Source organism: Streptomyces niveiscabiei (assembly GCF_001419795.1).
GTDB classification, from domain to species: domain Bacteria; phylum Actinomycetota; class Actinomycetes; order Streptomycetales; family Streptomycetaceae; genus Streptomyces; species Streptomyces niveiscabiei.
The window spans coordinates 1-7,448 of record NZ_LIRL01000963.1 but is presented as its reverse complement, the minus strand read 5'-3'; the positions used below and the strand labels follow the sequence as shown (position 1 = coordinate 7,448).

4 protein-coding genes are annotated in these 7,448 nt (G+C 69.5%); 3 read left to right on the top strand and 1 reads right to left on the bottom strand.

Going from position 1 to position 7,448, the window contains the following annotated elements:
* Together AOK24_RS37860 and AOK24_RS37855 are read left to right on the top strand one after the other, a co-directional pair.
* Nucleotides 1-773 (top strand): FAD-dependent monooxygenase (locus AOK24_RS37860; RefSeq protein ID WP_206191339.1); only part of this gene is annotated, 773 nt, incomplete at its 5' end.
* 29 nt (nucleotides 774-802) lie between these two features.
* A complete protein-coding gene (locus AOK24_RS37855) occupies nucleotides 803-1,348 on the top strand; it encodes an SRPBCC family protein (RefSeq protein WP_055724472.1) in 546 nt (181 codons plus the stop codon).
* A 75-nt stretch (nucleotides 1,349-1,423) separates the two neighbouring features.
* On the opposite strand, the gene AOK24_RS37850 is transcribed toward AOK24_RS37855, so the two are convergent.
* Nucleotides 1,424-2,434: a Gfo/Idh/MocA family protein gene (locus AOK24_RS37850; RefSeq protein WP_055724471.1), complete on the bottom strand. Its 1,011-nt coding sequence runs from the start codon at nucleotides 2,432-2,434 to the stop codon at nucleotides 1,424-1,426.
* 366 nt (nucleotides 2,435-2,800) lie between these two features.
* Here AOK24_RS37850 and AOK24_RS37845 point away from each other — a divergent pair, with 366 nt between their 5' ends.
* Nucleotides 2,801-7,249, top strand: coding sequence for a hypothetical protein (locus AOK24_RS37845; RefSeq protein WP_055724470.1), 4,449 nt, complete (start codon nucleotides 2,801-2,803; stop codon nucleotides 7,247-7,249).
* The last annotated feature ends 199 nt before the right edge of the window (nucleotides 7,250-7,448 follow it).

Here is a 7,448-nt window from a genome sequence, read left to right as displayed (position 1 = left end):
ATCACGGCGTCCCCGGCGACGGGTCCCGCGTCGCCGGGGACGCCGTGATCGGCGCCGACGGCATCCGGTCCGCCGTACGCGGGCAACTCCTCGGCGACGGGGAGCCGCGCGTGTCCGGGCACACCATCTACCGGTCCGTCATCCCCATGGACGGCGTGCCCGAGGAACTGCGCGCCAACGCCGTGTGCCTGTGGGCCGGGCCGCAGTGGCACTTCGTGCACTACCCCATCAGCGAGGGGCGGGAGCTGAACCTCGCCGCGACCCGCGACGACGGCGCCCTGACGGCCGTCGCCGGAGAAGCCGTCGAACGCGGCGTCGTCCTCGGGGAGTTCCCCGAACTCGGCGAGATCGCCGGGCGGTTGCTGCGGCTCGGGAACGGGTGGCGGCGCTGGGTGCTGTGCGACCGGGACCCCGTCGACACCTGGGTGGACGGCCGGGTCGCGCTCCTCGGCGACGCCGCGCACCCCATGCTCCAGTACGCCGCGCAGGGCGCCTGCCAGACCCTCGAAGACGCCGTGCTGCTCGGCGAGTTGCTCGGCCCGCAGATCGCCGCCGCCGCGCTGCCCGCCCGGCTCGGCGCGTACGCCGCACTGCGCCGCAGCCGCGCCGCCCGCGCCCAGCTGATCGCGCGCGAGATGGGACGGCAGGTCTACCACCCCGCCGGGGTCGAGGCGAAGGCGCGGAACGCGGAGCTGTCCGCGCTCAGCGCCGACGAACTCCACGGGAAAGTCGAATGGCTGCACGGGGACCGGGAATTCCAGCGGACCGCGTGAATATCACTGCGCACAGAAGGGAAAGCGAAATGGCAACTGATTACGAGCGCCCCGGAGTCACCACATTCCAGGTGCGCGCCGAGATTTTCGTCGCCGCGCCCGCCGACAAGGTGTACGAGGTCGTCAGCGACCTCGGACGCAGCGGCGAATGGAGCCCGGAGTGCCAGGGCGGCACCTGGATCAAGGGCTCGCCCTCCACGGTCGGCGCGGTCTTCGAGGGCAAGAACCTGCGCGGCGCCGAGGCCGTGCCGTGGGCGCCGGTCATCCGGGGCGAGTGGTCGACCCTCTCCGAGGTCGTCGAGGCCGTCCCCGGCTCCGTGTTCCGGTGGATGATCCTCACCAGTGCCGGGGAACCGCAGGAGAGCACCTGGTCCTTCGAGATCTCGCCCGCCGAGGGGGGCGTCGTCCTCGTCCACCACTACCGGCTGGGGCGGCTCACCGAGGGGCTGTCGAAGATCTTCGCGTCCCTTGACGAGGCGGGGCGGGAGCGGTTCGTGAAGGAGTGGAACGCGAAGCTGGCGGTGGACGTGGAACGGACGGTGGCGGGGATCAAGAGGGTGATCGAAGGGGCGTGAGCGAGGCTGCCCCCGTACCCGGAAGGCCCGGCGTGACGCCGGGCCTTCTCGTCGTACCAGCCGCTTGTACGCCCTCTAGAGCTGCACGGGTACGGCCTTCGCCCCCGACTCGAACAGCGCCTCCACGGCCCGCGCCTGCCCCACCGCGTCCGCACGGCCGTACGGAGCGGGCCGGCCCTCCGCTATCGCGCGGGACACGTCGTCGAAGAGGATCCGGGAGACGGCGTACGACTCACCGCAGCGGTACGCCCCCTCCGGGTCCACCGGCAGGTACTCGCTCACCGGGTCCGCGTGCGGCGGCGGGCCCTGGCGCTGGAGTTCGACACGGGTGATGTCCCGGCAGAACCAGGGGTCCTCCAGGACCAGCCGTCCCGTCGTCCCGACCAGCTCCAGCGCGTCGCCCCGGCACACCTCCTGGCCCACCTCGAACTGCGCCAGCACATCGCCGGGCAGCCGCAGGGTCGCCGCGAAGCTGTGGTCGAGCGCGCCGGCCCGCCGCACCTCCTCCGCGTACACCCGCTCCGGCTCGCCCGCGAACATCCGGACGGCGGCCAGCGTGAACGACCCCAGATCGAGCATCCCCCCGCCCCCGCGCTCCGGGAACCGCCGGAAGTAGTCGCCGGGCAGGTTCGCGGTACAGGCGGCGTAGATGTACCGCAACTCCCCGATCACCCCGTCGTCGACGAGCCTCTTCGCCAGCCGATGCTGCGGATGATGCCGCGAGAACACCCCCTCCACACACACCCGCCCGGCCTCCTCGGCCGCGTCGAACACCCGCTGCGTATCGGCCACCGACAACGCGAGCGGCTTCTCGACGACCACATGCTTCCCGGCCCGCAACGCCCTGACCGCCCACTCGGCGTGCTCGACGGGATCCAGCGCCACGAACACGGCCTCGACACCGTCGTCCGCCAGCAACTCCTCCCGGCTGCCGTGGGCCCTGGCGATGTCCCACGTCCGCGCGTACTCCCGCGCGTCGTCGGCCGCCACAGCCACGAACTCCGCCGTCCGCGAGAACGCCTTCGCCTTCATGGCCACATCGGCGTACCCCCCGGTCACCAGCAGCCCCCAACGCACCTTCCGCATCCCCACAGTCCCTCCCGGGCCGGGCGGCCCTCACCACCAGCCTTGTCGAGAGGCGGGAGGGGTGGAAGGAACAGCTCCACACTCCGTCAGGTGCTCGACGCTTGAGCGGGAGGCAGCGTCGGGCGGGCGTGCGCGACGCACTCCCGGCGAAGACGAGCGGGACCTCGTGCAGCACACTGCGCAGGATGGCCGGAGTGGGGCGGCGCCTCCCCGGGATCGGGTCCGTCAAGGGGGAGTGCGGCATCGAGGCTTTCGTCGCCGAGTCCGCCGTGCATTCTGTTGTCACAGGCGGATCGCCGCCAGGCTTGCGCACCGCACCGCGCTCCTCGCCTGCTGCGGCTGCACCGGAGGGGCAAGGGGGGCACCATGGCACCGAGGCCGGGTGGTGAGACGGACAAGTTCGGCAACCGCTACGAGGGAGCCTGGACGATCAGGCACGCTCTGTACGTACTACTGGGCTCGGGCACGTCGCTCTGCGTCGAACCGGCGGGACCGCTGGGCGACGGGGTCGAATTCGTCTACCGGCACGCTCACGGGACAGAAGCGCACCAGGTCAAACGGCAGAACCGCAACGCGAACGCCTGGAACGTGACCTCTCTCCGCGGCAAAGGAGTGTGGGAGACCCTACGCGCACATGCCGACGCGGGCCGGGAGTTCCACTTCGCCTCCGTACTTCCCGCCCGCGCCCTCGGCGAACTCGCGGACCGCGCCCGACGCTCCGACGATCTCGTCACCTTCGAGACCAAGTGGCTGACCCGCGGACTCCGGGGCCCTTTCGACGCCCTCTCCTCGCCCGCCGTCTACGGCTCGGCCGCGACGGCCTGGCGGCTGCTGAAAGGGCTGTGGGTGGAGTGGCACGACGAACGGGAACTCGCGCACACCAACGCCGTCCTCGCCGAGCAGGTACTGACAGGAGCGCCGGGACGCCTGGCAGGCCTCGCTCTGGGGCAGGTCCTGCTCGACAACCTGGGAACCACTCTCGACGCCGCGGCCCTCCTCACCCGACTGGCGCCGTACGGGTTACGGCGGGTCGTGCGGGCCGACACCGTCGCGGTGTCCGACGCCGTGAGAACGGCGACACAACGGTGGGCGGCGAGTGTCGAACGTACGCTGCTGCGGCCCACGATCCCCAGGGAGGAGGCCATCCACCTGGCGACGGAGGTCAGGGAGGGCACCCGGCGACTCGCCCTGCTGACCGGAACCGCGGGCGGCGGAAAAAGCGCCGTACTGCACCAGATCTTCACCGCCCTCGAAGAGACGGCGACTCCCGTTCTCGCCTTCCGGCTGGACCGTCTGGGTCCCTTCGGCTCGACCCATGAACTGGGGCAGCGCATCGGCCTGTCCATGTCCCCGGTCAGTGCTCTCGGTGCCGTGGCGGACGGTCGGCCGTGCGTCCTCGTCGTGGATCAGCTCGACGCCGTGAGCCTGGCGTCGGGCCGTATCCCGGAGACCTTCGACGCGGTGGCGGACCTGGTGGACGAGGCCGCGGCACACCCGGGCATGCGGATGGTCCTGGCATGCCGCACGTTCGACGTCGAGGCCGACGCCCGCATCCGCAGGCTCACCGAACTCGACCACTGCACGCGCGTCGCGGTCGGGGCGCTGTCCGACGCCCAGGTGGACAGCGCCGTCACCGGCATGGGCCTGGACGTCTCCCTCCTGGCCCCGCCGCAACGCGCGTTGCTGCGCTCACCCCTGCATCTCGTTCTTCTCGAGCAGGTCTCGGACCGAGGGGAAGCCCTCCGCTTCCGCACCACCCGGCAGCTTTTCGACGCCTTCTGGGACACCAAGCAGGAGGCGTGCGCCCGGCGGCCGTCCGTCCGTTTCCACGAGGCGGTCTCGGCCGTCGTCGCCGCCATGAGCGCGCGCCGACGACTGTCCGTGCCGTACAGCGTGCTCGACACGGACGACCTCGCCGCCAGCCGGAAGATCCTGGAGTCGGAACAGGTCTGTGTGCGCGACGGTCACCAACTGGCCTTCTTCCACGAGAGTTTCTTCGACTACGCCTTCGCCCGCGAGTGGCTCCGGCGCGAGGAGAGCCTGGTCGAGTTCCTCACCGGTGGGGAGCAGGAGTTGTTCCGCCGTGGGCAGCTTCGGCAAGTGCTGGATCACCTGCGGGATCTCGATCCGGACCGATTCGCCGAGGAGGCCGAGGCACTGCTGATCAGTCCGGACATCCGCTATCACCTCAAGCACCTGACTCTGGCCGTGCTGCGTGGCCTGGACGCTCCCACCGCCATCGATTGGAGTGCCGTCGCCCGCGTGCTGGACGCACGCCTGCCCTTCCACGACCGCCTCGTCGATGTGCTCGGTGCACCCGCCTGGTTCTGCCGAGTGGACGACGAAGGGGTCTTCGAGGACTGGCTCGACAGCGCCGACAGGAGAGAGCGGGACCGGGCGGCGAGACTGCTGGTGGCTGTTGTGGATGCGCTGCCCGATCGGGTGGCCCGCCTTTTGCAACCGCACGCTGCCGACTCTGAGTACGGCGCTTGGCTGATGCGGATCGTGCCCCGCGCGCACCTTGCAGGTAGCCGACTGCTCTTCGACCTCCTGCTCGACGGCATTCGAGCGGGTCTTTTCACCGGAATCGAGCACGTTTTCTGGGTTTCGGCAGGTGAACTGGCGGCCGAAGAGCCTTGCTGGGTGGTCGAACTGCTGGGCGTACTGCTCGTGGAACGCCCGGACGCCCTCCGGCGCGACGACCGCGGGAGGGCGACGGCACTGCTGAACCGGGACTACGCGGTACTCAAGGCGGTGACTGCTGCTGCCGCCGGCGCACAGGAAGAGTTCTGCGTCCAGGTGCTGCCGATTCTCCTGACCGTCATGAACCTGACCGCCTTTCCGGTGAAGCCGGGGTGGCCCGTCGGCGACCGCCACTTCTCGTACCGCCATCCCGACGACGATCCCAGCGACCTGGGCGACGCCCTGCTGCGAGGCACAGCCGAAGCTCTGCGGAGTATGGCAGCCCGGGACGCCGCGCGAGTGCGTGAACTCGTGGAACATCTGGAGGATGAGCCGTATGAGACGGCGCAATGGCTCCTGTACCAAGCTCTGGTCGCAGGGGGACCCGACCTTGCTCCCTGGGCTGCCGAAATCCTTCTTCAGGGCGGACACCGTCTGCTGTCCGGCTACATGGCCAACGTCGTGTGGAGCGCCCGGGAGGTCCTGAGCGCCATAAGCGGCGCTGTGCCTGACGGCACATTCGTGCGGTTGGAGGAGTGCCTCCTCCACCTGCGCCTTCCCCCAGACCAGGAACTTTCGCCCTGGCACGAGTTCACCCTGCTGACAGCGCTTCCCGAAGAGCGGCTCTCCGAGCGGGCGATGCGCCGACTCGGAGAACTACGTCGGCGCTACGGCGACCGACGGGAGCCGGAGGAACCGGAGGAGAGGACGGGTGGGTTCGTCGGATCGCCGATTCCGGTGGAAGCGGCCCGACTGATGAACGACGAGCAGTGGCTGAGGGCCATGCGGAAGCACAGCCGGGATCGAACCGACTGGGCGACACTCACCGGCGGTGCGCGTGAACTGTCCCACGTGCTGGAGAGCATGACGGCGGCAGACCCCGGCCGGTTCGCGCGGCTCGCTGTACGGATCAGCGCTGGGACGCACCCCGCCTACGGTGCCGCGCTGCTTCGCGGCCTCGGTGAGGCCGAGCCGTACGACGATCCCGAGATCGTCTTCGCGGCGGTACGTCATTTCGCGAGCAGGGGCAGGCCGGGGCAGGATCGGTGGCTGGGGCGTGCCTTGAGGCAGTACTTCGGCCACCTGCCGCTCGACCTGGTGGAGGTGCTCCTGAACCGTGCTCTCGACTCGGGGCACCCGGGTGATGCCGACGATCTCTTCGGCGCAGACGTACATGACGTGACACGTGACCTGCTTACCGCCGGAATTAATACCGTACGAGGGAGCGCGGCCGAGAGTCTCAGCGATGTGCTCATCCACGACGCGGACGGCTCCCGTGCTGCTTTGATCGTTCCTCACCTGAGCCGACTGGCTGCCGACCCCTCTCTCGACGTCCGGGCATGCGTCGCCCACATACTGCATGCCGCGATCCGTCACGACCGCCCGGCGGCGGCCGATGCCTTCGCGGTGCTTGTCCACGCCCCCGATCACCTGTTGGCGTCACCGTATGTTCGTCGCCTGGCGGTTGCCTTGATGCACGGAGATCCGGCGTCGGTCGGACCACTGACGGAACGCATGCTGCGCTCCCCGGTAGCGGCGGTGCGCAGGGTCGGCGGTCAGGTCGCGGCGCTGGCCGCGATGGAGTGGGAAAGGCCTGACCTGCTGGCCAAAGTAGTTGCGGGGAACGACACGGCGCAGCGGCAGGGAGCCGCCGACGTGTGCGCTCAGCGCCTCCTGAACACCGGCGACACAGTGCTTGCTCATCACGCGCTTGTTCGGTTCTTCCATGATCCAGAGGAGGACGTACGGGAAGCGGCTGCCACGGTGGCATCCGCGTTGCGCGGCCGACGCCTCAGGCCCTATCGGCGGACACTGATCGCACTGATCGACTCCAGGGCCTTCGAAGCTGCTCTCGATCAGCTATTGATCACGCTCGAAGATGCTCCGGACCGGTCCGACGAATTGTTTCTGGCATGTGCGCGGCGCTTCGTCACGGTTTTCGGAGCCGATTCGGCCGACCTCTCCCGGGGAGTGGCGGCCGACGCCCGCGACATCGGCCGCCTGCTGGTCCGCGCGTACGTTCAGGCATCTTCCCCCACACGCCGGCCCGAGATCCTCGATCTGCTGGACCGACTGCTGTTCTTCGGGTCCTACGGCGTGGCCGAGGCGATCAATGAATCCGACTGGAGCTGAGAGGAGCCGGCCCTGCCGGAGTCCGGCTCGCAGAATGCTTCGATCGTGCGCCGTTGCGCGCCCTGGCGTGCGTCCGACGCACTATCTGAGGCGATCGTCGCCGCGGTGATCGAGTGCTGTCCTGTGTAGATGACCTATGGCTCGAATCCCAGCAGCCGCACGGGCTTTCTCGACACATTGAGGGTTTTCAGGGTGGCCC